We start from the raw sequence: 24,787 nt of genomic DNA, 5'->3' as shown, positions 1-24,787 counted from the left end.
CGCTATGAAAAAGTGGCTCTGCATTATCTGCGGCTGGATTTACGATGAAGCACTGGGGTGGCCAGACGACGGGATCGCTCCAGGCACACGTTGGGAAGATATTCCTGATGACTGGGTATGCCCAGAGTGCAAGGTAGGCAAGACTGACTTCGAGATGTTAGAAATCTCCGGTTCGGAAACGGAACCAGTGCCTCCACCTATTGCAACCCCAGCTCCTACTCCAGTACCTGCTCATGTTATACAGGCTGTAACTCCATGCTTTGCTGTTCCGACCCCGGTTGCAGAGCCCATCGTAATTATTGGCAGTGGTCATGCCGGTTATGGTATTGCTCAAGCCCTACGAAAGAGCGATCCGAATGTTCAGATCTGCGTCCTGACAAGCGAATCTGGGCATCGATATTATAAGCCTACCCTATCGATTGCTTTGGCACAGGAAAAGGGAACAGCGCTCCTGATTGACGAAGCACCATTTCAAGTCGAATCGCGATTATCGATTCGGGTTTATCCACACTGCCTGGTTGAGCGGATCGATGCGAAACAGAAGCGGGTCCACACCAATTTTGGTGAGATAAGTTTCGGCAAGCTCGTTATTGCGAGTGGTGCCAGTCCTATTCGGATCCCTGTAGATGGCAGCGCTGAAGCGATGCTAAGCGTCAATACACTTGCTGATTACGAACGCTTCCGCCAAAAGCTGCCGGATACCAAGAGCATCGCCATTTTGGGTGAGGGCTTGATCGGTTGCGAATTTGCAAATGACCTGGCATCTGTTGGTTATCAGGTACATGTTATTGGCTTGGGTGCATGGCCAATGGGCCGCCTGCTGCCAGAGCAAGCAGGTGTTCATCTGCAGGAGAAGTTATCCGAGCTCGGCGTCAAGTGGAGCTTGGGAACGACCATTTCCAGTATCCGAAAACAAGAACATGGCTACGATATTCAGCTCACCAATGGCGAGGCTGTAGTTGCGGATTTTGTACTATCCGCTGTCGGATTGCTCCCGAATGTCGATTTTGTTCGAGCCAGCGGTATTGAATGCGGGCGCGGGATAAAAGTAGATGCCCATCTGCAGACCTCGGAAAAGGACATCTACGCCATTGGTGATTGCGTTGAGATCAATGGACAACTATTGCCATATCTCGCTCCCATAAATCAAGGGCTCAGCGCACTGGCGCGCACGCTCTTAGGCGAGCCTACTGTCGTGAATTACCCGCTTATGCCTATCACCGTGAAGACGCCGTCTGCGCCGTTATCTCTTCTTCCGCCACCCATCGGCAGCACAGGCGACTGGTATGTTGATTCGCTCCACGACGGCCTAGTGGCCAGTCACAAGGATCCTTCAGGTCATATCACTGGGTTTGTACTGCTGGGACGACAAGCGCAAAAGAGCAGGGCAGACATGCTCGAAAAATGCCATTCACTGCCAATCGTGGGATCACAATAAAATGAAAAATCGAGCTATCAACCTCCCCAACGACAACCACGACTGTGGCTGGTATGACATCCTCCCTGAGCCTACGCCTGCGAAGGTATTGAAAGGCGATCAGCGCGCTGAGTATGTGGTGATTGGCGCCGGTTTTGCAGGTCTTGCCGCAGCTCGTCGTTTGGCGGAATTGAAGCCTGAAGCCACAGTATTTCTGATCGACGCTCAACGCGTCGGCTTCGGCGCTTCAGGCCGTAACTCAGGATTCGTTATCGATCTGCCACATAAAATGGCTCTGGAGCATCCAGATCCGAACTTCAAGCAGGCGCTGCTGCGACTGAATCGTTCCGCGATCTCTAAGCTGGAAGGCTTGGTAAAAACCCACAACATTGATTGCCAGTGGTCTCATGCCGGCAAATATCAAGGTGCCGTGGGTGAGCGTGGAGTCGCATACCTTGAAAACTTCGTTTCGCTCATGCGCAATTTGGGCGAACCCTTTGAAATTGTAGAACGTGCCCGGCTGAAGGAAGTTTTGGGTACCACACACTACAGCCGTGCTGTTTTTACGCCTGGCTGCTACCTTATGCAGCCGGCAGCGCTGGTTCGCGGATTGGGCGATTCGCTGCCGAAGAACGTTCAACTGTTCGAAAACTCTCCTGTTACTGGCCTGCGTAAAGGCAGCAATGGCAGTTGGATTGTGGAGCTTGAAGGTGCCTCAGTACAGACCAAAAGCTTGCTGCTGACTACCAGTATTTTCACGCAAGAGTTTGGCTACCTCAAAAACCGTCTTCTGCCTGTGATGACATTCGCGAGCTGGACTCGTCCCCTCACCCAAGCGGAGATGAGCGCGACTGGTATCACGGAAGATTGGGGTCTTACACCAGCGGATCACGCAGGTACTACTGTGCGCATGACGAAAGATCGTCGTCTCATTATTCGCAACTCTTATGAGCATGTTCCAAAGTATGCGCAGAGTGTGGGTGATGATCTGAAGAACAAGATTCGCGAAAAACACCGCATATCAATGCTACGTCGTTATCCTCACCTCCAGGATGTGCCCTTTACTCATACTTGGGGCGGGTCCTATGCTATTTCCCGAAATTTTACTAATTTTTTCGGAAAGCTAGATGAGGGTGTGTATGCGTCAGCGTGTGACAATGGTGTTGGGGCTGCCTGGGGCACCATCGGTGGCACGCTGCTGGCTGATAGCGTAGTGGGTGCCGACTCGTCACTCCTGAAAGATATCCACCATGTTAGCGGAATGCCTTCCCTCAACCCTCCAGAGCCGTTCTTGGGATTAGGCGTTCGTAGTCGTATCCGCTGGGCTGCATGGACCAGCCGGAGCGAACTATGAAACCTAAAACCGGTAGGACCCCTGTCTTTGTCGTTGATCACCGGGATCTAGTGTTCACTCATCGCGGTGGTCCACCGGGAAGTGCAGGTGTCGTGCGTGCACTGTCCGACGAGATATCTCCAAACTTGGGTGTTGGATTTGGTAAGTGGGAGGGCGCAGAGGTCTCATGGACTGTGCTGTATGACGAAGTGATCTTCGTTTTCGAGGGATGTTTCACGCTGAAAGCGAATGGGGACACCTATGACGTACGTCCTGGTCAGCTCCTCTGGATCCCGGAAAATACAGTCCTTGAATACTCCGGCTATGCAACGTTCGGCTATGTTGTTTACCCAGGCGACTGGAAAAAAAGACATTCGCTTTAACCGAATTCACCCCCAGTAGTGGCTTGTGATCCGCATCAGTCTAACGCTTGAGCTTATACCTAGATGACGCGGGTCAGAGAGAGTATTAGTCCACCATTTACATTAGCCAATGATTGCAAGCTTAAATCATTGGTCAGGAGTGTTTATGAGCACTAGCGTATTCAAAAGTAAAGACGAAATCCGGGCGCTTTTTTCAGCAGCAATGTCTGAGATGTACAAGAGCGAAGTTCCTCAGTATGGAACACTTCTGGATCTTGTGGCACACATCAACGCCAGCACCATCGAGCGCGATACGCAGATTAAGAGTAACCTGATTCAAAGTGGCGATATAGAGCGCCTATCGATGGAGCGCCATGGTGCAATTCGTGTGGGCACACCCTATGAGCTTTCAACGCTTCGTCGTTTATTCGCCGTCATGGGGATGGAGCCAGTAGGCTACTACGACCTTGCACCTGTCGGCATTCCAGTACATGCCACCGCATTCAGGGCTGTTGAAGAGACATCCCTCAACAAAAGCCCTTTTCGGGTCTTTACCTCTCTCTTGCGGCTGGAGCTAATTGCAGATGCGCAACTGCGGGCCGTTGCCCTTAGCGCTCTTCAGGCAAGGAGCATCTTCACACCAAAAGCAATCGAGCTGATAGGATTGCATGAGACCTATGGTGGTCTGACTGCCGATCAGTCAGAGATCTTTGTTGCAGAGTCACTGGAGACTTTCAGGTGGCACAGCTTAGCGACTGTCAGCTATGAAACTTTCAACAAACTGCAGCAACAACATCGCCTGATCGCTGATGTGGTTGCGTTCAAAGGCCCTCATATCAACCACCTGACACCTCGCACTCTTGATATCGATGCCGTTCAATCCGCAATGCCCTCCAAGGGCATTGTACCCAAAGCGGTAATTGAGGGACCTCCAAAGAGAAAGGTGGCTATCTTACTGCGTCAGACTAGCTTCAAGGCTCTCAATGAACACATTGCTTTTCCTGGAGAGAACGGTGATGTCGATGGTCGACACTCAGCTCGCTTCGGTGAGATCGAGCAGCGAGGCGCCGCCTTGACTCTCAAAGGTCGTGAGCTCTACGACAGACTGTTGCTCGCGGCCAAGGCGGAGTTGGGAAGACCGCCCTCCGAAGCCAATGCCCTGCAATACGCCGAAATCATGCAACGGATTTTCTTAGCGTTCCCTGACGACCTCAAGGAGTTATACGATAACGGACTGATTTTTGTCAGGTATTACCCGGTGCTCGACCGCCTCATGAGCTATCAGAGTGCTGATCTAAAGGGATGGTCTTTGCAAGATCTGATTACCGAGGGCCTACTCAAGTATAGTCCGGTGGTCTATGAGGATTTCCTCCCGGTCAGTGCAGCGGGAATTTTCCAGTCCAACCTAGGCGATGAAGCTTCGGAAACCGGTCTGTCTGGATCCTCTCGCTTTGACTTCGAATCTGCATTGGGTAGCAGGGTGCAGGATGAATTTCCTCTCTATGAAGAAATTCAGACCCGGTCGTTGAACGCATCTCTCAAGGCACTTGGAGCTGTTTAGCGTTTTTCTGTAGTGACCAAGTATTGGCGCACATTTCGTATGTGCGCTCTTTTTATCTGTGCATATGCTGAATCGGTCGCAGTAGGAAAGGCAGTTACCTGCCGCCCCCCGCACAGATCCGTACGTGCGGAATGAACGCATACGGCTCCCCCTGCACCGGCCGCAGCGCCCCGGACAACGCCAGTTCGCCTAGGCACTCGATGTCTTGCAGCGCGGCCAGCGGAATCTGTCCGTTGGCCCCCAGCAGGCCCAGCGCAATGGCCAGGTCGAAGCGCCCGCCGTCCTTGGGCAGGTCGGCCGGGNTCGATGTCTTGCAGCGCGGCCAGCGGAATCTGTCCGTTGGCCCCCAGCAGGCCCAGCGCAATGGCCAGGTCGAAGCGCCCGCCGTCCTTGGGCAGGTCGGCCGGGGCCAGGTTGAGCGTGATGCGCCGGTCGGGAAACTTGAGCCCGGAATTGAGAATGGCGCTGCGCACCCGGTCCTTGCTTTCCCTGACCGCGCCTTCCGGCAGGCCTACCAGGGTCAGCGCCGGCAGGCCGTTGGCCAGGTGGGTTTCAACCGTGACGGCAGGTGCCTGCACCCCGACCTGGGCGCGACTGTGAACGATGGCCAGCGACATGGATTCTTCCTTGAAATGCATGAGCGGGCATCGTGCGGTATTTGCAAGGTATGGGGGTGGGGGAATGGATACAGGGTGTGAATGAACNGCCAGCGACATGGATTCTTCCTTGAAATGCATGAGCGGGCATCGTGCGGTATTTGCAAGGTATGGGGGTGGGGGAATGGATACAGGGTGTGAATGAACAAGGGCCGTGTAGGTGGCATCGAGCGTACGCGCAGGTTTTGCGGTGACCGTGCCTCAATAACCCTGCTCGCGCCTGATCAAGCCTTGCAACGGCTCGCCGGCCTGGTGACGCCTGATATTGGCCAGCAATCCTTCGAATGCGCTCTGCGGAGCCGTCATGGCGCCAATGTGCGGGGTCAGCCAGACACGAGGGTGCTGCCAGAACCGATGTCCCGGCGATGGCGGTTCGTCGTTGAGCACATCGAGGATGGCGTGGCTCAGTTGCCCGCTATCGAGCGCCTGCAGTAAATCGTCCTCCTTGAGATGACCGCCCCGGCCCAGGTTAATCAGACTGGCCCCCTTGGGCAGGGCATCCAGTGTTCTGGCGTTCAGGAGGCCGCGGGTCTCGTCGGTCAGCGGCAGCAGGCAGATCAGGATGTCGCACTGGTGGAGAAAGGTTTCGAGCTGGTCACTACCGGCATGGCATTGCACGCCGTCGATGCATTTATGCGAGCGTGCCCAGCCATGAAGCTGGAAGTTGAACGCACGCAGGCTGTGCAGTACCGCCCTGCCCAGGTTGCCCAGGCCCATGACGCCGACCCGGCGTTGCGCTGCCGCGGTCAACAGGTGGTCTTGCCAGCACCTGGCCTGTTGTTGCTGCAAGTACAGCGGAAACTGCCGATGCAGGCTCAGCACTGCACAGCAGGCATATTCGACAATGCCCTGGATGATACCAGGGTCAAGCATGCGTACAAGCTTGATGTGCCCGGGCAGTGCGTCCAGATCGAACTGATCGACGCCCGCCGAGGTGGCGAACACCACCTCCAGATTCGCGAAGCGCTCATGCAGTTGCCGTGGCGGTTGCCAGGCTGCGAAATAGCGTATGTCCAGCGGGTTGCCGATGTCCGGCCACACGCGCACTTCGATGTCCGGCGCATGGTGTTCGAACAGCGATTTCCAAATCCGGCCACGAGCATCATCGACTTTGAACAGCAGGGTCATGCGGGCTCCTGTCAAGGCGGCAAAAGTGTTCACACGATGCCAGAGTCACACGCAACAATCGTCCGTATCGAAGGTGCTAAACGGAAGATTGCGCGTTATTGACCGGCTCGGACCGCAGCAGCGATGGCCTTGCCCAGGGCTTCGGTATTACCCGTGCCGCCAATGTCGGCCGTCAGCGGAGCGTTTTCCGGCCCCATCGCCAATACCGTCTCGATGGCGGCCAGCACCGCTGCACCGGCCTCTGCATGGCCCAGGTGTTCGAGCATCATGGCACCGCACCAGATCTGCCCGATCGGATTGGCAATCCCTTTGCCGGCGATGTCCGGCGCCGAACCGTGTACGGGTTCGAACAGGCTTGGGAAGTTTCGCTCCGGATTGATATTGGCAGACGGCGCGATACCGATGGTGCCGGTGCAGGCCGGGCCGAGATCGGAAAGGATGTCGCCGAACAGGTTGCTGGCGACCACCACGTCGAACCAGTCCGGGTGCAGGACGAAGTTCGCGGTGAGGATATCGATGTGGTACTTGTCGACCTTCACCTCGGGATATTTCTTGCCCATCTCGGCGACGCGCTCATCCCAGTACGGCATGGTGATCGCGATGCCATTGGATTTGGTGGCGGATGTCAGGTGTTTCTTCGGGCGGCTCTGGGCCAGGTCATAGGCGAACTTGAGAATACGGTCCACACCGACGCGGGTCATGACGGTTTCCTGCAATACGATTTCGCGGTCGGTGCCCGGGAACATCTTGCCGCCGACGCTGGAGTATTCGCCCTCGGTGTTTTCCCTGACCACCCAGAAGTCGATGTCGCCGGGCTTGCGGTTGGCCAACGGCGCCTTGACGCCCGGCATCAGGCGGCAGGGCCGCAGGTTGACGTACTGGTCGAATTCACGGCGAAACTGCAACAGGGAATCCCACAGGGAAATGTGATCCGGCACCACATCTGGCCAGCCTACCGCGCCGAAGTAGATGGCGTCGTAACCCTTGAGAAGCTCGAACCAGTCGTCGGGCATCATTTTGCCGTGGGCCAGGTAGTAATCGGCACTGGCGAAATCGAACCAGTCCCATTGCAGTTGCAGATCATGCCTGGCCGCCACGGCATCGAGCACCCGCACGCCTTCGGGCATGACTTCCTTGCCGATGCCGTCGCCGGGGATCACTGCAATTTTGTAGTGGGCTTTGCTCATGGATTCGCCTCTTGGGATGACCTGGAATGGGTGGGATCGATTGCCAGTGTAGGCAGCTGACCTGTATTAATAATTAGTCTGGTGCGAAAGCCATTCTTGCTTTTAAGGAAAGAATCCATGGCGATGATCGATGACTTGAGTTTCTTTCAGCAGGTGGCGACACGCGGCAGCCTCACTGAAGTCGCGCGCCACCTTGGCCTGTCGTTACCGGCGGTGAGCAAGCGCCTGAGCCAGCTTGAGGCGCGCCTGGGCGTGCAATTGCTGCAGCGCACCACCCGACGGCTGTCACTGACGCCGGAAGGGACCTTGTACCTGGAAGGCGGGCGACCGATCCTGCGGCAACTGGAAGAGCTGGAGAATGCGCTCGACAGCCGGCAACCGACCTTGCAGGGACTCCTGCGGATCAATGGCACCCTGGGATTTGGCCGGCAACACCTGGCGCCGATCGTCTCCAGCTTCGCCCGGTTGCACCCGCAGCTGGAGCTGTCCCTGGAGCTGTCCAGCCAGCCTTCGAGCCTGCTGGACGATCAATTCGACCTGGGCGTCTACATGGGCGAACCGCCGGACTCGCGGCTGATTGCAGTGCGCCTGCTGGAGAATCCGCGCATTCTCTGTGCCGCCCCGCAATACCTTGAGGCTATGCCAGAACTGACAACGGTGGCTGACCTGGCGCACCACAACTGCATCGTGCTGCGCCAGTTCGGCAGCGACTACGCCATCTGGCGCTTCAGCAAGGATGGCCGCAATCATGCTCATAAAGTCAGTGGCACGCTGTCGAGCAACGACGGTGAGGTCGCCTTGCAGCTGGCGCTGGACGGGCACGGGGTGATCCTGCGATCACGCTGGAATGTTCAGCAATACCTGGAGAGCGGGCACTTGCGTGTGTTACTCGCTGACTATCAGACGCCCGGTGCCGATGTCTTTGCGGTGTACCAGCATCGCCGGCACATTCCACAACGCATTTCGGTGTTCACCCGGTTCCTGGCGCAGGAACTGGCCAGGCGCCTGCCATTTGCAGCCTGCCGGCACCCCAGCGACTCGCGCAGGCACGAACTGGCAACAATGAAAAAAACATAATTTGAAGTTATGGCGTCCCTGACTATTCGTGCATTGCCTTGTAGCGTCACGGTCTTGTAACGTCGAAATGTCCCGCTCGGTCTAACAATAAAATCAAACCTGAGCAACGCACGCCGGTGCCGGGTGTTCAGTCGAGGTTTTAACGCTGCCGAATTAATCTACGTCCAGGATGATTTGCCATGAAAACCTTGTCTTTTGCTCAAGCGTTCGGTTCCGTCATTTCCCTGTTGAGTCTTTCGGTGGCCTGCGCAATGCCCGCTGTGGCGGACCAGATCACCTTTGTTTCCCAAGGCGGCACTTATCAGGAGGCGCAGACCAAGGCGATTCTGGATCCGGCGGCCAAGCAGTTGAACATCACCATCAAGCAAGACAGTGCCCCCGATGCCTGGCCGATGATCAAGGCGCAGGGCGAGGCGAAACAACCGGTCTGGGACGTGATCGATACACCACCGTCCAACTGCCTGCGCGGTGGCAAGGAAGGTCTCATCGAGCCGCTGGACCTGAGCAAGCTGCCGAACGTGAAGAGCATGCCGGAGGCTTATCGAACCCCCTATTCGGTGGCTTACGAGTTCTATTCGTCGGTCATTGGCTACAACAAGAAAAACCTCAAGAAAGTCCCGCAGAACTGGGCCGAGTTCTGGGATGTGAAGAACTTCCCTGGCGCGCGTGCCCTGCGTAACGATCCGATGAGCACCCTGGAGGCGGCCCTGTTGTCAGACGGTGTGCCTCGCGACAAGCTCTACCCGCTGGACGTTGACCGCGCCTACAAGCGCCTCGAGCAGATCAAACCCGACATCGCGGTGTGGTGGACCTCGGGAGGGCAGTCGGCGCAATTGCTCGCCGACGGCGAAGTCGACATGCTGATGATCTGGAATGGCCGCGCCAGTGCCGTGCAAAAAAGCAATCCGGACGTCAGCTTTACCTATAACGACGGCCTGTTGCAGAACACCCAGTTGTGCATCCTGAAAAATTCGCCCAACTATGCGACGGCGGTGAAGTTCATCAACACTGCGCTGTCGCCTGACCTGCAAGCCAACCTGCCGCTCCATATCGATTACGGCCCGGGCAACCCGGCGGCTTTCGACACCGGCAAAATCTCCGCCGAGCGTGCCAGAGAGCTGCCAAGCTCGCCGGACAACGCGGCAAGGCAGGCGCTGATGTCGGAAGAGTGGTGGGCTTCTGCCGAAGGCATCGCGGCCAAGGATCGCTGGCTCAAGTTCGTTCAGTGAGGCGGGGGCGGCATGATTGACTATTTGATTCTGGGCGGTGGCTCGGCCGGCTGTGTGCTGGCCGCAAGGCTCTCGCAGGACCCCGACAAGCAGGTGTGCCTGGTCGAGGCGGGGCGCGACATTTCCCGGCAGACGATGCCCCCCGAGATTCGAAGCCGTTACCCGGGGCGCGCCTACCTGGATGTCAGCAATATCTGGCAGCGCCTGACCGCGTCGATGGGGCAGGGTGCCGGTGCCACGCGGCGCTACGAGCAGGCGCGGATCCTGGGTGGAGGCTCGGCAATCAACGCGCTGATGACCAACCGGGGAGCGCCGGCCGACTATGACGAATGGCAGGCGCTGGGGGCCGAAGGCTGGAACTGGCAAGCCTGCCTGCCGTACTTTCGCAAGCTGGAAAACGACACCGACTTTTGCGCCCCGCAGGATCAGACACTGCATGGCCGCGACGGCCCGGTCAGGATCCGGCGTACCCCGGCGCAACGCTTGTCGCCGTTCGTCAAGGCCGTGATGAAGGTGCTGGGCAGTCGCGGGCTCGAGCACAAGGCCGACCAGAATGGTGCCTGGGAAGAGGGCGTCTTCGTGGGCGCCATTGGGGTGAGCGAACAGGGCGAGCGAATCCCGACCTCGGTCTGTTACCTGACCGATGAAGTGCGCCAGCGCAAGAACCTGACCTTGCTCACCCAGTGTGTGGTGGACCGGGTATTGATCAAGGCCGGCCGTGCGACAGGCGCCAGGATCATAAACAGCCGGGGAGGCATCGAGTCGTTACAGGCCCGGGAGGTCATTGTCTGTGCCGGGGCGATCCACAGCCCTGCCGTATTGCTGCGCAGTGGCATCGGTCCGGCGCACGACCTGGCGGCGCTGGGCATTGCCACGGTGGCGGACCGTCCAGGGGTGGGCGCCAATCTGATGGAGCATCCTTCGATTGCGGTGTCGGCATTGCTCAACCGTGAGGGCCGCACGGCTTTTCCCGAAGAGCACCATGAGCAAGCCATCGTGCGGTTTTCTTCCGGGCTCGCCGATACAGTGCCATGCGACATGCACGGCGCGATCCTTTCCCGCTCGGGCTGGCACTCGGTCGGTTATCGATTGGGCACGCTGTTTTTCTGGGTCAACAAATCCTATTCGCGCGGATGCCTGCGCCTGACGTCCAGCGACCCCCATGAAGAACCGCAGGTACGCTTCGACATGCTGGGCGACAGGCGCGACCTTGAGCGCCTGAAACAGGCGGTGCGCTTTGGCGCCCAGACGCTGTTGGCGCCAGCCCTGAGCCGTGAGTGCAGCGTGGTGTTTCCATCGAGCTATTCGCCACGGGTGGCCAGGGTCGCGATGCCGGGCCGGTTCAATGCGCTGCAGCGGGGTGCCTTGAGCCTGCTGCTGGACATCGCCGGACCGTTGCGAAGCGCACTGATCCATGGCCTGGTGACCCAAGGGGTGACCCTGAAAAAGCTGCTCGCCGATGACCAGGCACTGACCGATTTCGTCCAGCGCAATGTTGGTGGCACCTGGCACCCGTCAGGCACGTGCCGCATGGGGCGTGCCGATGATCCACAGGCAGTCACCACCGGCGATGGCCGGGTGATCGGCGTCGAAGGGTTGCGTGTGTGTGATGCCTCGTTGATGCCGTCGATCCCCTGTGCCAATACCAACGTTCCCACGCTGATGATCGCCGAGCGCATCGCCGACCTGATCAAGGCCGAGGCGACGGTGTCGCCTGGCGTTGCAGAGGGGGCGGCCCACGGGTAGCCGCCCCTGAGCCGACAGGCGCGGGTCAGGTTGCGACACTGGCGCCCCAGCCGACGATCCCTTTTACTTCCAGAAAAGCCTCCAGCCCCCATTCGGCGTACTCGCGGCCGTTACCCGACTGTTTGTAGCCGCCGAACGGGGCACCGGCATCCCATTGCGGATAGTTGATGTAGACGCTGCCGGCACGCATCTGCAGGGCCACCTCGCGGGCTCGCGCCGGATCTGCCGATTGCACGTAGGCCGCCAGGCCAAACACGCTGTCATTGGCCATGCTCACGGCGTGCGCGACATCGTCATAAGCCTGGATGACCAGCACCGGGCCGAAGATTTCCTCGCGGGCAATGGTCATGTCCTGGGTCACCCGGGCAAAGATCGTCGGCTGCACGTAATAGCCCCGCGGCAGGTGCTCGGGTCGACCCGGCCCACCGCACACCAGTTGTGCGCCTTCGTCGATGCCGATGGCAATCATCCGCTGGATGCTGTCGAACTGCCGCGCACTGATCACCGGCCCCAGGGTCGTGGCGTCAGCATCGGGAGCGCCGACGATGTGGCGTTGTGCGGCGCGCCGGGCAATGACCACGGCCTGGTCGTGCAGTGCAGCAGGCACGAGCATGCGTGTCGGTGCATTGCAGGACTGGCCGCTGTTGCCAAGGCAGCTGTCGACACCGGCCGTGACAGCCGCTTGCAGGTCGACGTCTTCGAGCAGAATGTTGGCCGATTTTCCGCCCAGCTCCTGATGGACGCGCTTGACCGTCGGCGCGGCCAGGCGCGCGATTTCCGTGCCTGCCCGGGTCGAGCCGGTAAACGACACCATGTCCACGTGCCGATGAGCCGACAAGGCTGCACCCACCGTCGCACCCTCGCCGTTGATCAGGTTGAAAACACCGCCTGGCACACCGGCCTCATGCATCACCTCGGCAAACAGCAAGGCATTGAAAGGGGCGACTTCACTCGGCTTGAGAATCATGGTGCAACCGGCGGCCAATGCCGGCGCGACCTTGCAGACGATCTGGTTGATGGGCCAGTTCCAGGGGGTGATCAGCGCCACCACGCCCACCGGTTCATGGGTAATCAGTGTGGTGCCACGCGTTCTCTGGAACTCGAACGTGTCGAGGGTGCGCAGCAATTGCTCCAGATGCCGCCTGCCGATCCCGGCTTGCCAGGCATGAGACAGGGCTTTGGGGGCGCCTACTTCCTGCATGATGGCCTCGGCGATGTCATCGTAGCGGGCCATGAACGTCTCCAGGATCCGTTGCAGCAGCTGCTTGCGCTGCGCCGGTGAGGTGCTTGCGAACGCTGGAAACGCGCGCCGGGCGGCCATGACGGCAGACTCGACATCGTGCAGGTCGCCCATGGCGATTTCACCCAGTGCCTGCTCGGTCGCAGGGTTGATCACCGCCAGACGATCGGTGCTGTGAGGTTCGACCCAGCGGCCATCGATATAGAATTTCAGGTTGTTTTTCATCGCAAGGAAGGTCTCGTGAGGAAGAGGTGCGCCGCGCCGAAAATCCCTGGGGTCACCTTACGCAGCCGCTCACCAGAATAGGCAGGGGAATTTACCGGGGACAATTTACTAATAGTTGTGTCAGGCATAAACTCAGGTCATGTCTAACCTGCGCCGCAAGGTCCCCAGTTCCAGCTCCCTGTTCGTCTTTGAAGCGGCCGCCCGTTGTGGCAGCTTCACCCGGGCGGCGGATGAGCTGTGTGTCAGTCAACCGGCCGTGAGCCGTATGTTGTCACGCCTCGAAGAGCACCTCGGCGTACAGCTTTTCGAGCGTGTACGTGGCGGCGCGAAGCTGACCGAAAGCGGCAGCATCCTGTACCGGCGTGTGCAGGAAGGCTTCAGTGCCATCGAGTCGGCCATCAGTGAAATCGAAGCGCGGGCAACGGGGCTCGAAACCGTGACACTGTCGGTGTCCACGGCGTTCACCACTCATTGGCTGATGCCACGCATGAGCCGTTTCAGCCAGCGATTCCCCACCGTCGACATGCGCTATCAGTTGATGTCCGGCCGGATCGGCGGCCCCTTGGTGGACGTCGACCTGGGCATGCGTTACCTCGAGGCCGACAGCCTCAAGGCCACGGATACACAGGTGATTCCGGAAATCACGCTACCGGTGTGCAACGCCCAGTACCTGGCTGAAGGGGTTCATGGCAAGGGCCGCAAACGCGTGCCGACGCTGATCAGCATGGACAATCAGGACCGCAGCTGGGCAGGCGCTTTCGAGACGCCCGGGCGCGCCGACAACACGCTGGTGTTCTCCGATTACGCCGTGGTAGTGCAGGCCGCCCTGCTGGGCCAGGGCATGGCCCTGGGGTGGCTTAACGTGGTGTCAAACGCTCTGTGCAAGGGTGAACTGGTGCCGGCCACGGACGCTTTCAAGGTCAACTCCAGACGTTGCTGCCTGGTCGTTCCAGCCAACCGGCCGGTACGCCCGATCGTGGAAAACGTGCGTGACTGGATCATCGAAGAGATGCGCGAAGACATGCTCAGAATCGATACGCTTTATCCACATCTAGGCTTGCTTGCCACCCTGGATTCGACCCGTTGAGCACAGGTGCGGCACGTCGGGTAAAAAAACAGTAGGTTATGCCTCTGGGGCAGGGCAAAACAGAATATTGCGCGAGAAGGCGGGTCGATAATGGACCTGTCCAGTCAGTTTCACCCACGACTTTTCTTGCGGAGCGCCCTATGTCCTTCAAGCAGTTCAAAGCCCTGACGTTTGACGTTGTCGGTACCCTTATCGATTTCGAAGCCGGAATCCTGGCCCATGTGCGTGAAGTGGCGGGTGAAGCGGGCAAGGCCTGCAGCGACGACGATATCCTCAAAGCCTACCGCGAGGCCCGTGCCTCGAGCGACTCGGGCTGGTGGCCGGATGACCTGGAGCGTTGCTACCACATCATCGCCTCCAGGCTGGGCCTGCCGGACAACGATGACTACGCCAAGGGCCTGGCGCAGTCGGTCAAGAACTTCCCGGCCTTTCCTGATTCGATCCAGGCCCTCAAGCGCCTGCGCAAGCACTTCAAGCTGGTCGCCACCACCAATTCGCAGATCTGGGCCTTGAACCACATGGCCGAAACCCTCGAGCAGCCGTTCGACGTGCGGGTCACGGTCGACGACGTGCGTTTCGAGAAGCCTGACCCGCAGTTCTTTGCCTACACTCGCGGCGTGCTGGCGACCCAGGGCATCCTGTTCGAAGACATCCTGCACGTCGCCCAGAGCCAGTACCACGATATCGGCGTGGCCATGCGCCTGGGCTACCAGACCTGCTGGATCGAGCGTCGCTTTGCCCAGAAAGGCACGGGCGGCACCCTGGAGTCGGAACGCACCGAACCGCATTACCACTTCACCTCGCTGGCACAACTGGCTGACGCGGTCGACAAAGAACTGGGTTGACCTCCACGGTGCCCCGGCCCTGGCCGCAAGCGCCCATCCTTACCGAGTCGAGAGGCTGGCATGACTGTTCAGAGCTTATGGGCGGCCACCGCCCAACCGGCACCTGCACTGCAATCGCTGCAAGGCGAACGACAATGCGACGTGGTGATCATCGGTGCGGGTTACACCGGCCTCTCGGCAGCCCGGCATATCGCCCTCAGTGGCCGCGAGCCCCTCATCGTCGAGGCCAACACCCTGGCCTGGGGCGCCAGTGGGCGCAACGGTGGCGTGGTTTCACCCAAGTTCCGGGTAGGGTTTCCCACGCTCATGGCGCGCTTCGGCCGTGAGACCGCGCTGCAGATGTATCGCACCGGTTACGCGGCGGTCGACAGCCTGGTGGAAACGGTCGAGACCCTGGGCCTGAGCGACGCCGGGCTGCACTTGGGCGGGCATATTGCGGCGGCGCACAATGTCCATGCACTGGGCGCGCTGGAGTCCACCGCCCACTGGATAAAGCGCGAAACCGGCGGCACGTCATCCCACATGATCACGGCCGATCAGGTGCGGGAAATGACCGGTTCGACGCTCTTCAGCGGCGGCCTGCTGACGCCTGGCGCCGGCGGCCTGCACCCGTTGAATTATGCGCGCGGCCTGGCGCGTCATCTGGTCGGGCAGGGCGTGAAGATATTCATCAACAGCCCGGCCGTGCAGGTGCGCCGTGAAGGTGAGCGGGTGATCGTGCAGACCTCGCAAGGGCAGGTCAGCGCCCGGCAAGTGATCTACGCCACCAATGGGTATTCCGACCAGACCCGTGCCACCGATACGCTGCATCGGCGCCTGATTCCGTTTCGCAGCGCGATCATCGCCACCGGGCCATTGCCTGCACATATCCTGGCAGCGATCATGCCGGGCGGGCAGGTGTGCGGGGACACCAAGCGCATGCTGCGCTGGTTTCGCGTCGTGGGTGATCGCCTGATTTTTGGCGGGCGGGGCGCCTTCGGCAAAGGCGACTCACACAGCGCGTTCGATGCCTTGCAACGCAGCATGGTCGAGGTCTTTCCGATTCTGCACGACCAGACCATTGCCTATCGCTGGTCTGGCCTGGTGGCAATGACCCTGGACTACCTTCCGCATGCCGGGCAGCTTGATGAGCGCAGCTACTATGCCATTGGCTACAACGGCGGCGGCGTCGCGATGTCGACCTGGATGGGCAGGCAACTGGCAGCCATGACGGCAGGCGAGAAGGTCGAGCTCGGCCTGCTGGCCGGCGAGCATTTCAATCCCATTCCACTGCATGCCTTCCGGGCACCGGGCGTTCGCCTGGCGGCGGGCTGGCAGCAATTTCTGGATGTACTCGGCCGATGAGCGAGCGTTGAGCCTATGCCCCCGATCCTGCATTACTCCCACCCCTACACGGATCGCCAGTTACCCAGCACAGCCTTGGCCCTGCCGGGCGATCCGCTGGCGGACGGGCGTGCCGTCAATTTTCACGACCCCGTGCAGGGCTGTGCCGTCGGCAGCAGCACCTGCACGGGTGCCAACGTGCTGATCGAGGCGTTTCCCTGGGTCGAGCTGAGTGTGATCGAAGCCGGCGAATTGCAGGTACAAGGCGAGGGTTTCGACCTGCGCCTGACGGCGGGGGATTGCTTCATCGTGCCGCGCGGGGTTCGCCTGCGCTGGCAGCATCGCGGCCCGCTGCGCCGGGTGTTCATGGCCTTTCCAGGGCTTTCAGCCGGGACGGACATGCCCGCGGAGCCGGTCCGGGTCGACCTCTCCCAACCGCTGACGCCAACCACGCCACCGGCCGCCGAGGTGCTGTTGACCGCACCGCCACGCGCCTGGAGCGCAAGCGTATTCAGCGCCGGCCAGCTACGTATCGGGGTTTGGCAATGCGAGGCGTATGCGCGCAGGCCGGTCGAGCCGGCCTACAGCGAACTGATGTTCATCCTGCAAGGTGCGGTGACCCTGCAGGCCTGGCAGGGCGCCAGCCATCACGTGCAGGCGGGGGAAACCGTGGTGGTGCCCAAGGGTGCCACCAATGCCTGGACCAGCACGGAGACCGTGCGCAAGGTGTTCTGCATTCTGTCGTGAATGCGCAAGGCCGGCTGCCGGGCCGGCCGGCCCGGGCTTCAAGTTGCACAGGTCTGTTTCAGACCGCCCGGACCAGGCTGCGCAGGGGGACGGTGCTCTTGAGCACTGGTGATTTGATCACGATGTAGCTGAAGTACTTCTCGATGCCGATGTTCTTGTCGAGGATCGATTCCATCAGCTCCTGGTAGTGCTGGATGCTGCTGCACAGAAAGCGCACCAGGTAGTCGTAGCCACCGCTGATCAAGTGGCACTCCAGCACTTCTTCGATATTGCGGATGCTCGATTCGAATTTCACGAAGTCGGCGCGCTTGTGGTCCGAAAGGGTCATCTCGGTGAACACGGTGACCGAATTGGCGAACTTGGCCAGGTTGACGTGGGCTTCATAGCCGCTGATGTAACCGGCGGCCTCCAGGCGCTTGACCCGTTGCAGGCAAGGGCTGGGCGACAGCCCTACGGCTTCGGCAAGGCTGACATTGGTCATGCGCCCGTCCTTCTGCAACTGGACCAGGATGTTGATGTCGATGCGGTCAAGCTTGGTTGCGCCGTCCATTGATCAGTCCTCGCAATGTCGAATCAGCTCTGTCGGGCTCAGGCGTGCAATGCCTTTTGATGGGCATGGGCCAGGTCGGCAAGGCTGGCGTACTCACAGCGCTTGGCGTCCATTGCCTGAGGCGAATGGTTCCACGGCTGTTCATGGCCGCGTCGTAGCGTGCAGACCGGAAAATCCACCCGCTCATTCCACGGGTCATCGCTTTCCGTGCTGCGCACCGGTAACAGTTCCGAGCGCTCCAGTCCCAGGCGACGCAATTCGTGCTCCAGGCTGCTGTGCCAATCGTCGTCGCTGGGCTCGACAATCGCATCGAACTCGACGGGCAGGCGACGGGCCAGGGCCGGAACATCAATGCCCTGGGGTGGGGCGATCAGTATCAAACGGTAGAACTTGCCCAGATACTGGAGAGCGCCGGGCGCGTCTTCGAAAATAGGCCACAAGGCTGAAGAGCTACTGAATGCCACACTCTCATCCCAGCCCGGAATAATTTGCAATTGTTGCGCCACACTCTGGTAGATCTGGCCGTGAAAAGCCGTTGCGCTGATCTGTGGCGCACGGCCTGCCAGCGCTTGCGCCACCTGTCGGTAAGCACTGAGTAACTGTGCATCGCTGGCGCTGGACTCACTTTGCACTGCCAGCGGTCGCAGACCTTCGAGAATGCCCCGTTCGCGGTCAACCAGCGTGCCCAGTGACAACCCCAACGCCTTGTAATGAGTGACTCTCATGACGTGCTCCTGAGTAGGCCATGCCGGCTCCATGATCCGGTCCGTGGCCCGACACACCAAGGTGCGCCGGGCCGGGTCTTGTCGCCTGAGGTTCAGCAGGTGGCGGCCAGCGCCGTTTCGAGCATCTGCAAGGCTTCTGCCACTTGCTCGGGCGTGGTCACCAATGGCGCGAGGAAGCGCACCACGTTGCGATGCACACCGCACTTGATCACCAGCAGACCGGCACGGCGGGCCTCATCGATGACATGCTGCGCCAGGGCCGCATCCGGGCTGCAGGCAGTGTCGTCGGCGACCATTTCGATTGCCTGCATGAAGCCCAGGCCGCGCACATCACCGACTCTGGGGTAACGTTTCTGCAGCGCCAGCAAACCTTCATGCAGTTGTGTGGCCAGCGCCTCACCTTGGGCCAGCAGATCCTGCTCTTCGAACAGGTCCAGCACTGCCAGCGCTGCAGCACACGCCACGGCATTGCCGCCGTAAGTGCCACCCAGGCCGCCAGGGGTCGGCGCATCCATGATCTCGGCGCGACCGACCACGCCGGACAGTGGCATGCCACCGGCCAGGCTCTTGGCGACGGTCACCAGATCTGGCTGGATACCGGCATGCTGGAAACCGAACATCGTGCCGGTGCGACCGAAACCCGCCTGGATCTCGTCCAGAATCAACACGATACCGTGTCGGGTGCAGAGGGCGCGCAAGGCTTGCAGGAACGCCTTGGGCGCGGCCAGGAAGCCGCCATCACCCTGCACCGGTTCGACGATGATCGCGGCCACCCGATCCGGCGCCACATCGGTGGCGAACAGCTCATCCAGTTCGGCCAGCGCGTCATCGCTGCTGATACCCCGGTAGGCGTTGGGGTAGGTGGCATGGTAGATCTCGGCCGGGAAGGGTCCGAAGTTTTGTTTGTAGGGCTGGCTCATGCCCGTCAGGGTCACGCCCAGCAAGGTACGGCCGTGGAAGCCGCCACGAAAGGAAATCACCGCCGGGCGATGGGTGTAGCCGCGGGCGATCTTCACCGCGTTCTCGACGGCTTCGGCGCCGGAGGTGAACAGCACGCTTTTGTAGTGAGTGTCGCCGCCGATCAGTTTGTTCAGGCGCGCGGCCACCTGAATGTAGTTTTCGTACGCCACCACCTGGAAACTGGCATGGGAGATCTCGCCGACCTGGCGGCGGACCGCCTCGACCACTTTGGGGTGGTTATGGCCGACGTTGAGCACGCCGATGCCGCCGACGAAATCCAGGTAGCGCCTGCCGTCGACATCCCACAGCTCGGCACCCTGGGCACGCGCCGCGACCACCGGGTGGGCCGTGGCGATACCGCGTGGTACATGGTGCTCGCGCAGGGCCTGCAGGCGTTGGTTTTCAGTCAATGCAGAATTCATCTCGATCTCCATGGATGCCAAGGGTGGCGGCTGATGCCATCAGGATAAGGATTGCCCGGAACCACAAGCGCTGAACTTCAAGCGCCGGGTGCGGTGATCGACTGTTTTGCAGGGTGATGGCGACATATTTCACTGTGGCGCTCACCGCAACCGGTCTGCACCGGAAACGACATCGGCCCGTGCTGTCACGGGCCGAACAGTCTGAAACGCGTGCATCAGACCCTGGCGCGTGGCACCACGATGGTGTCTTCGGGGTGCAGGCGCATCATCATGGGCGCGCCAATCGGCGGCAGGTTGAGGTTGCCTTCATGATGGCTGGGCTGGCGCAGGCTGACCGTTGGTCCGCCGTCGAGGTCGACGAACACTTTCAGGCTCTCGCCCTGAAAGACAATGTCCGCCACGCGGCCACGCAGACGGTTCCATTCCGGCCCCGAGCTGTCGTTGTCCAGTAGCAGTTTTTCCGATTGCAGGGCCAGGAAGACGTCGCCCGAGGCCGGTACCGGGCGGGTGGTGCGCAGCGGCGTGGCGCCCAGGGTCAGGCCGTTGTCCGAGCCGCGCTGCAGGGGCACCAGAGTGCTTTCGCCGATGAAACTGGCGACGAAGTCGTCGGCCGGGTGGTCGTGCAGCCGGCGCGGTGTATCGACCTGCACCAACTGACCGCCGCGCATGATGGCGATGCGATCGCTCATTGTCAGGGCTTCGCGCTGGTCGTGGGTCACGTAGATCATGGTGGCGCCCAGGCGCTTGTGCAGGGCTCGCAGCTCGATCTGCATGACTTCACGCAGTTGCTTGTCCAGGGCTGACAGCGGCTCGTCCATCAGGATCAGCTTGGGTTCGAAGACGATTGCGCGGGCCAGGGCCACGCGCTGACGCTGCCCGCCCGACAATGCCGCAATGTTGCGCTCTTCATAGCCGGACAGCTCGACGGTCGCCAGGGCATTCTTGACGCGGTCGCGGCTTTTGCTGGCGCTCTCGCCCCGGGCCCGCAATGGAAAAGCCACGTTTTCCCCGACGGTCATGTGCGGGAACAGCGCGTAGTTCTGAAACACCACGCCGATTTCGCGCTTATGCGGCGGCATCAGGGTGACGTCGCGCTCACCAAATGAAATGCTGCCGGAACTGACCCGGATAAACCCCCCCAGAATGCTCAGCAAGGTGGTCTTGCCCGAGCCGGACGGACCCAGCAATGACATGAATTCCCCGGCTTCGACCTTGAGGTCCACATTGTTCAAAGCCGTTAGGTTGCCATAGTGCTTGCACACCTTGTTAACGCTGACCGATTCAAAGCCTTCAGTGAAATTCATGAAGCATTTTCCTCTGTGGAACCAGGGATTGCCCGATAAGCCTGCCTGTTATCTGAACACAGGCGCAGGCCGGATTCGTGCCGTTTTGGGCTGCCGGACCGACAGGATCTGCTGCGCGGCACCCGTGAGCAGAGACTGCCTGGCGCCTGCCTCGATCAACCCAGGCCGCCGATGTGCCAGGCCTTTACCTCGAGGAACTCGTCCAGCCCGTACTTGGAACCCTCGCGGCCGGTGCCCGATTGCTTCATGCCGCCAAAGGGCGCCACCTCCATGGAGATGATTCCGGTATTGAGCCCGACCATGCCGAACTCCAGGCGCTCACCCACGCGCCAGGCACGGCGCATGTCCTGGGTGAAGTAATACGCGCCAAGCCCGTAGGGCGTGGCATTGGCCAGGGCCAATGCGTCGGCTTCATCCTTGAAGCGAAACAGCGGCGCGACCGGGCCGAAGGTTTCTTCGGTGGCCAGGAGCATGTCGGCGTTGGCATTGCGCAGCACGGTCGGCTGTACATACAAGCCTTCGCCTTGAGGGACACCGCCAATGGCAATGCTCGCGCCTTTTTCCAGGGCATCGTTGATGTGCCGCGCCACCTTGTCCACGGCCGCGGCGTTGATCAGCGGGCCGATGGTGACCCCGTCTTGCAGGCCGTCGCCGACCTTCAACCCAGCGACGGCGGCGCTCAGGCGCTCGGTAAAGCGGTCGTAAATGCCCTCCTGCACCAAGATACGGTTGGCGCACACGCAGGTCTGGCCGGCGTTACGAAACTTGCTTTGCATGACACCCGCGATGGCCAGGTCAAGGTCGGCGTCGTCGAAGACAATGAACGGCGCGTTGCCGCCCAACTCCAGGCTCAGGCGCTTGATGGTGGTCGCACACTGGCTCATCAGTAGCTGCCCGATCCGGGTGGAACCGGTGAACGACAGTTTGCGCACATCGGGGTTGGCGGTCATCTCGCCGCCGACGCCGGCCGGCAGGCCGGTCAGGACGTTGAACACGCCAGCCGGGATGCCCGCACGTTCAGCCAGGACCGCCAGCGCCAGGGCCGACAGTGGTGTCATCTCCGATGGCTTGACCAGCACCGTGCAACCGGCCGCCAGCGCGGGGGCGCACTTGCGGGTGATCATTGCGTTCGGAAAATTCCAGGGGGTGATGGCCGCGACCACACCAATAGGTTGCTTGAGGACCAGAATGCGCCGGTCGGCGGCGGGTGAAGGAATGGTGTCGCCATAGATGCGCCGGGCCTCTTCGGCGAACCACTTGACGAAGCTGGCGCCATAGGCAATTTCGCCCCGGGACTCGGCCAGCGGCTTACCTTGCTCGGTGGTCATGATCAGCGCCAGGTCTTCCTGGTTTGTCATGATCAGGTTGAACCACGTCTCCAGGTAACGTGCGCGTTCGGCAGCAGGCACTTCGCGCCAGGCGCAGAAGCGTGCCTGCGCCGCGTCGATCGCACGGCGGGTTTCAGCGGCCTGCAGTGCCGGGACCCGGGCAATCACGCGGCCATCGGCCGGGTTGCTCACCTCGATCGTCGCGCCGTCATCGGCCTCGATCCAGGCGCCGTTGACATAGGCGCGTTCGACAAGCAGGGAGGGGTCACGCAGCTGGCTTTTCAACATGATCAGAGCCTTGAGGTACGAACGATGGGCTCATTGTAAAAAGCCCCGCTCAGTGGCCGATGCCGAGATGAGCCTGCGCACGGGTGATAGATGCTGAAATGAGGCGCGTGACAGCAGGCTGTGCCGGGACGGAAAACGGCGTTTTTCTTGAGCAAGTAATTACTGCTTGTTGCGCCCGGCGATCACCACCAGGATCAGCGAGGCCAGGATCAGGATCGAGCTGATGGCCGCGATGGTCGGATCGATCTCGTCACGCAGCGCCGTGAACATGCGCTTGGTCAGCGTCTGGTTGTCCCCCCCTGAGATGAACAGCGCCACCACGGTTTCGTCCAGCGAGGTGATAAAGGCGAACAGCGTGGCCGACACGACGCTGGGCTTGATCTGCGGCAGGGTCACGGCCATGAACGCCCGGAAGCGGTTCATGCCCAGGCTGCGCGCCACCATTTCCTGCGACATGTCGAAATTACGCAGGCCGGCCAGCAGCGCGATGATCACATAAGGCAGCGCAAGCATGATGTGCGCCAGCACCAGCCCGGTCAGCGTGCTGATCAGGCCGATCCGGGCGTAGACGAAGAACACGCCGGCGGCGATCAGGATGATCGGCACCATCATCGGCAGCAGCAGAATGATCTGCAGCGTGCGCACCACCTTCAGGCTTGAGTTGTTGATGGCATAGGCCGCGGCCATGCCGATCGGCAGGCTGATGACCATGGTGAAGAAGGCGGTGATCAGACTGACCCGTGCCGCCGACATCCACTCCACACTGTTGAAGAACGACTCGTACCAATGCAAGGACCATTGCTTGGGCGGGAACTGCAGGAAGCGCGCCTCGGAAAACGACATGGGCACCACGATCAATACCGGGATGATCAGGTACAGCAGGATCGCCGTGACCACCACGGTGAAAAGCACGTGTGACAGGCGAAGGTGACGCAGGTTGGCAAGCAGGTTCATTTAGCGCGCTCCCAGAATGCGTTCGATGGGGATGAAGCGGTTGATGCCCCAGAAGATCAGGAACACCACAAACAGCAGTACCAGACCGACCGCGCTGGCCGCGCCCCAGGCGTGGTACAGCTCGACGTTGCGTTGTACCAGCATCGACACCAGGATCGTACGCCCGCCACCGAGCAGCTCAGGAGTGATGAAAAAACCCAGGCAGATGACGAAGACCAGGATCGAACCGGCCATGATGCCGGGCGCCGCCATCGGCAGGAACACGCGGCGGAAGGTGTAGAAGGGCTTTGCGCCCAGGCTTTGCGATGCTTGCATGAGGTCCTGGGGAATCTTTTTCATCACCGAGTACAAGGGCAGCACCATGAAAGGCAGCATCACGTGCAGGGTGCCGATCACCGTGCCGGTGGTGTTGTGCATCAGGGTCAGCGGCTGGTCGATGAGCCCCATGTCCATCAGTGTCTGGTTGACCAGCCCGCGGCGTTGCAATAGCACCAGCCAGGCATAAGCGCGCACCAGCACGCTGGTCCAGAACGGCAGGATCACGCAGATCAGAATCAGGTTGGCCCAGAACCCCTGCAGGCGCGAGGCGGCGTAGGCGATGGGGAAGCCCATCAGAATTGCCAGGACGGTGACCATGAAGCTGATCTTGAAAGTCAGGGCGAAGGTGTCCCAGTAAATGGTTTCCTGGAAGATGCGCATGTAGTTGGCCAGGGAAAACCCGTCCTCGGTCTGCACCGACTGCAGAGCCAGCCAGCACAACGGCATGATCAACAGCACCACCACCATTACCAGCGCGGGAGTGAGCAGCAACAGCATCGAGGTATGTTCCTTGCGCTCTTCGCGGGCGATGGCATGTTCGTTGGTCAAGGGCGGCTTGCGCTGGTCGCTGGAGTCGGGCAGGGATTTGGCGAGATAGGCATTCGACATAAAGACCTCTCGTCACAGCACGGGGGTGGAGGAGGTCCAGCGCTGGCAGGCAGTGCTGGCGATGGCAAGCGTCCTTGCGGACTGCAGGGTGCGGTGCTCGGATAGCGTCATGTAAGGAACTCCCAATGGTGGGCAGGTGCTTGGGGCGGGCGCGAGTTGCCTGCGC

General features: G+C 60.4%; 22 protein-coding genes and 1 pseudogene. 11 read left to right on the top strand and 12 right to left on the bottom strand.

Annotated features, from left to right (window positions below):
- The first annotated feature begins 4 nt into the window (after window positions 1-4).
- From ASF84_RS22640 to hglS, 4 genes are all read left to right on the top strand, one after another.
- Window positions 5-1,438 (top strand): FAD-dependent oxidoreductase, encoded by a 1,434-nt coding sequence (locus ASF84_RS22640; protein ID WP_056841113.1) that lies wholly within the window; start codon window positions 5-7, stop codon window positions 1,436-1,438.
- Window position 1,439: 1 nt separating this feature from the next.
- On the top strand, window positions 1,440-2,771 hold the full coding sequence (locus ASF84_RS22635) for an NAD(P)/FAD-dependent oxidoreductase (RefSeq protein WP_056841112.1): 1,332 nt from the start codon (window positions 1,440-1,442) through the stop codon (window positions 2,769-2,771).
- On the top strand, window positions 2,768-3,133 hold the full coding sequence (locus ASF84_RS28725) for an ethanolamine utilization protein EutQ (protein WP_236709465.1): 366 nt from the start codon (window positions 2,768-2,770) through the stop codon (window positions 3,131-3,133). The genes ASF84_RS22635 and ASF84_RS28725 overlap by 4 nt, the downstream gene beginning before the upstream one ends.
- A gap of 145 nt (window positions 3,134-3,278) precedes the next feature.
- Window positions 3,279-4,673: a 2-oxoadipate dioxygenase/decarboxylase HglS gene (gene hglS / locus ASF84_RS22630; protein WP_056841111.1), complete on the top strand. Its 1,395-nt coding sequence runs from the start codon at window positions 3,279-3,281 to the stop codon at window positions 4,671-4,673.
- Between the two features lie 148 nt (window positions 4,674-4,821).
- Here hglS and ASF84_RS29285 read toward each other — a convergent pair.
- The 4 genes and pseudogenes from ASF84_RS29285 to ASF84_RS22615 form a co-directional block, all read right to left on the bottom strand.
- Window positions 4,822-4,975: pseudogene (locus tag ASF84_RS29285) on the bottom strand (magnesium chelatase domain-containing protein); the annotation flags it as partial.
- Between the two features lies 1 nt (window position 4,976).
- On the bottom strand, window positions 4,977-5,290 hold a 314-nt coding region (locus tag ASF84_RS28720; RefSeq protein WP_274604972.1), incomplete at its 3' end, for a magnesium chelatase domain-containing protein.
- A 240-nt stretch (window positions 5,291-5,530) separates the two neighbouring features.
- The gene (locus ASF84_RS22620) at window positions 5,531-6,457 is read right to left on the bottom strand and encodes a 2-hydroxyacid dehydrogenase (protein ID WP_056841109.1); all 927 of its coding nucleotides are present in this window, start codon (window positions 6,455-6,457) and stop codon (window positions 5,531-5,533) included.
- Window positions 6,458-6,552: 95 nt separating this feature from the next.
- A complete protein-coding gene (locus ASF84_RS22615; protein WP_056841108.1) occupies window positions 6,553-7,644 on the bottom strand; it encodes a tartrate dehydrogenase in 1,092 nt (363 codons plus the stop codon).
- Window positions 7,645-7,761: 117 nt separating this feature from the next.
- On the opposite strand from ASF84_RS22615, the gene ASF84_RS22610 reads away from it, so the two are divergent.
- The 3 genes from ASF84_RS22610 (at window position 7,762) to ASF84_RS22600 (ending at window position 11,696) form a co-directional block, all read left to right on the top strand.
- Complete coding sequence (locus ASF84_RS22610; protein WP_056841107.1) at window positions 7,762-8,721, top strand: LysR substrate-binding domain-containing protein; 960 nt, start codon at window positions 7,762-7,764, stop codon at window positions 8,719-8,721.
- A 179-nt stretch (window positions 8,722-8,900) separates the two neighbouring features.
- Complete coding sequence (locus ASF84_RS22605) at window positions 8,901-9,950, top strand: ABC transporter substrate-binding protein (protein WP_056841106.1); 1,050 nt, start codon at window positions 8,901-8,903, stop codon at window positions 9,948-9,950.
- A gap of 12 nt (window positions 9,951-9,962) precedes the next feature.
- Complete coding sequence (locus ASF84_RS22600) at window positions 9,963-11,696, top strand: GMC family oxidoreductase (RefSeq protein ID WP_056841105.1); 1,734 nt, start codon at window positions 9,963-9,965, stop codon at window positions 11,694-11,696.
- Between the two features lie 25 nt (window positions 11,697-11,721).
- On the opposite strand, the gene ASF84_RS22595 is transcribed toward ASF84_RS22600, so the two are convergent.
- The gene (locus ASF84_RS22595) at window positions 11,722-13,161 is read right to left on the bottom strand and encodes an aldehyde dehydrogenase family protein (RefSeq protein ID WP_056841104.1); all 1,440 of its coding nucleotides are present in this window, start codon (window positions 13,159-13,161) and stop codon (window positions 11,722-11,724) included.
- Window positions 13,162-13,300: 139 nt separating this feature from the next.
- Here ASF84_RS22595 and ASF84_RS22590 point away from each other — a divergent pair, with 139 nt between their 5' ends.
- The 4 genes from ASF84_RS22590 to ASF84_RS22575 all read left to right on the top strand — a co-directional run bounded on the left by ASF84_RS22590 (window position 13,301) and on the right by ASF84_RS22575 (window position 17,163).
- Entirely contained in the window at window positions 13,301-14,248 is a 948-nt protein-coding gene (locus tag ASF84_RS22590; RefSeq protein WP_056841103.1) for a LysR family transcriptional regulator, read from the top strand.
- Window positions 14,249-14,388: 140 nt separating this feature from the next.
- Entirely contained in the window at window positions 14,389-15,093 is a 705-nt protein-coding gene (locus ASF84_RS22585; protein WP_056841102.1) for an HAD-IA family hydrolase, read from the top strand.
- Window positions 15,094-15,153: 60 nt separating this feature from the next.
- The gene (locus ASF84_RS22580; protein WP_056841101.1) at window positions 15,154-16,437 is read left to right on the top strand and encodes an NAD(P)/FAD-dependent oxidoreductase; all 1,284 of its coding nucleotides are present in this window, start codon (window positions 15,154-15,156) and stop codon (window positions 16,435-16,437) included.
- A 15-nt stretch (window positions 16,438-16,452) separates the two neighbouring features.
- The gene (locus tag ASF84_RS22575; protein ID WP_056841100.1) at window positions 16,453-17,163 is read left to right on the top strand and encodes a cupin domain-containing protein; all 711 of its coding nucleotides are present in this window, start codon (window positions 16,453-16,455) and stop codon (window positions 17,161-17,163) included.
- A gap of 58 nt (window positions 17,164-17,221) precedes the next feature.
- Here ASF84_RS22575 and ASF84_RS22570 read toward each other — a convergent pair whose 3' ends face one another.
- From ASF84_RS22570 to ASF84_RS22540, 7 genes are all read right to left on the bottom strand, one after another.
- Window positions 17,222-17,713 (bottom strand): Lrp/AsnC family transcriptional regulator, encoded by a 492-nt coding sequence (locus ASF84_RS22570; protein WP_056841099.1) that lies wholly within the window; start codon window positions 17,711-17,713, stop codon window positions 17,222-17,224.
- A 38-nt stretch (window positions 17,714-17,751) separates the two neighbouring features.
- On the bottom strand, window positions 17,752-18,438 hold the full coding sequence (locus ASF84_RS22565) for a hypothetical protein (protein ID WP_056841098.1): 687 nt from the start codon (window positions 18,436-18,438) through the stop codon (window positions 17,752-17,754).
- Window positions 18,439-18,530: 92 nt separating this feature from the next.
- Entirely contained in the window at window positions 18,531-19,820 is a 1,290-nt protein-coding gene (gene gabT, locus ASF84_RS22560) for a 4-aminobutyrate--2-oxoglutarate transaminase (RefSeq protein ID WP_056841097.1), read from the bottom strand.
- Window positions 19,821-20,035: 215 nt separating this feature from the next.
- Entirely contained in the window at window positions 20,036-21,124 is a 1,089-nt protein-coding gene (locus ASF84_RS22555) for an ABC transporter ATP-binding protein (protein ID WP_056841096.1), read from the bottom strand.
- Between the two features lie 155 nt (window positions 21,125-21,279).
- Window positions 21,280-22,740: an NAD-dependent succinate-semialdehyde dehydrogenase gene (locus ASF84_RS22550; RefSeq protein WP_056841095.1), complete on the bottom strand. Its 1,461-nt coding sequence runs from the start codon at window positions 22,738-22,740 to the stop codon at window positions 21,280-21,282.
- 159 nt (window positions 22,741-22,899) lie between these two features.
- Window positions 22,900-23,694, bottom strand: coding sequence for an ABC transporter permease (locus ASF84_RS22545; protein ID WP_056841094.1), 795 nt, complete (start codon window positions 23,692-23,694; stop codon window positions 22,900-22,902).
- Window positions 23,695-24,621, bottom strand: a complete 927-nt coding sequence (locus ASF84_RS22540) for an ABC transporter permease (RefSeq protein ID WP_056841093.1) — start codon at window positions 24,619-24,621, stop codon at window positions 23,695-23,697.
- Between the last annotated feature and the right edge of the window lie 166 nt (window positions 24,622-24,787).

The organism is Pseudomonas sp. Leaf127, assembly GCF_001423155.1.
GTDB classification, from domain to species: domain Bacteria; phylum Pseudomonadota; class Gammaproteobacteria; order Pseudomonadales; family Pseudomonadaceae; genus Aquipseudomonas; species Aquipseudomonas ovata.
This window is presented reverse-complemented; position numbering and strand designations above follow the sequence as displayed.